Source organism: Lactobacillus porci (assembly GCF_009695985.1).
Classification (GTDB): Bacteria; Bacillota; Bacilli; order Lactobacillales; family Lactobacillaceae; genus Lactobacillus; species Lactobacillus absianus.
Genome location: NZ_VUMX01000071.1, coordinates 1 through 1,466 on the forward strand (window position 1 = coordinate 1; position 1,466 = coordinate 1,466).

General features: G+C 43.0%; 1 protein-coding gene and 2 pseudogenes. 2 read left to right on the top strand and 1 reads right to left on the bottom strand.

Translation table 11 applies throughout. The features are described 5' to 3' along the window. Positions 1-117: pseudogene (locus FYJ62_RS10470) on the top strand (IS30-like element ISL7 family transposase); the annotation flags it as partial. A gap of 109 nt (positions 118-226) precedes the next feature. Beyond that, positions 227-778, top strand: a pseudogene (locus FYJ62_RS10475) (aldo/keto reductase); the annotation flags it as partial. Positions 779-1,209: 431 nt separating this feature from the next. Here FYJ62_RS10475 and FYJ62_RS10900 read toward each other — a convergent pair. After that, on the bottom strand, positions 1,210-1,466 hold a 257-nt coding region (locus FYJ62_RS10900; protein WP_229771911.1), incomplete at its 5' end, for a hypothetical protein.

The following is a 1,466-nucleotide window of genomic DNA, read 5'->3' on the forward strand; positions in this document are numbered from 1 at the left end:
AAGTACAGTGTGGAAGATATTGCTAAGATCGAGGTATGGTGCAACTCTCTTCCTCGGAAGATCTTAAACTACAAGACTCCTGACACCGAACTTGACCGCATTTACCGGCGTAGATAGTCAAAATCTACCAGATGTTATGGTAAGTGTTCAATTTATTCTTGCAATTGGCGAAAAAATTGTCTTCCTTGTATTATGCTTAAAAAGAAGAAAATACGGAGGGAAAAACATGAAATACATGACCATCAAAGGAGAAAAACTGAGCCAGCTGGGCCTGGGCACCTGGAATATGGGGGAAAAAGCCGCAAAGCAGGCCACGGAACTCGCGGCCCTGAGATACGGCTTATCTCACGGCGTCAATGTGATTGACACCGCGGAAATGTATGGGGAAGGGCAGGCTGAAAGGCTGGTTGGTGAAGCCATCAAGGATTTGGACCGGAGCCAGCTCTTCCTCATTTCCAAGTTCTACCCCTGGCATGCCAGTCCTCAAGACCAGAAAAAGAGCCTGGCCGCCAGCTTAAAGCGGCTGGGGACAGACTATCTGGACTTGTATCTTTTGCACTGGAAGAGTAACTATCCTTTAGCAGAAACCGTTAAAGGCCTGCAGGACCTGCAAGCTGCTGGCCTGATCCGCCACTGGGGCGTTTCCAACTTTGACACGGCTGATATGCAAGAACTGGTGGAAATCGCCGGGGAAGGGGCGGTTTTCGCCAATGAAGACCTCTACAATATCGATAAGCGGGGCGTTGAATATGACTTGCTGCCTTGGCAAAATGCTCATGTACGGTAAAGAAGCAAGCAACCGAAAACAATAGATAGACCGCCAGCACTACACTATTCCGAACCAAAGACCAAAAGATAAGCATTTTGAGAAAATCTAAACTTTTGGATTTTCCTACAATGCCGACTACGGCGGAATCCCTCCCACTCCTTATATATTTCTTTCTGTATACATTGAATTTGTATTTAGTAAAATGCAGACAACACCACGGATCGGCTTTTGGCTGGACAATTCCAACCAAACACCGCAGCAGACAGTAGAAACCATTCTGAACGTTAGGAAGCCGGTATGATTGTTACATATAAGGGGAAGAAAAATTTCTTTTAGATACTTGTTTTCCTAAAACTGATGTGATATAATAATTCCTAAAACTGATGTGATATAATAATTCAATTCCAGAAAAGGAGTAAAAAATATGCGGCAAGGTATTCTTAAATAAAACTATAATCAAATAGTGGGAACAAAGGATTATGATAGTCCCTTTTGTAGGGGCTTAGTTTTTGTACCCAATTTAAGAATACTTTTGCCTTATCAATTTTGACATATCCCCAAAAACAGCACTCACAAACAGGTGTATGCTGTATATGTGTATGTCCGCAAATTATCATCCCCAGTGGTAAAAGTATTTTACTGCTGGGGATTTTTATGCCCTTCGGGGCAGTAAAGGGAGGACAATCACATGAAAATA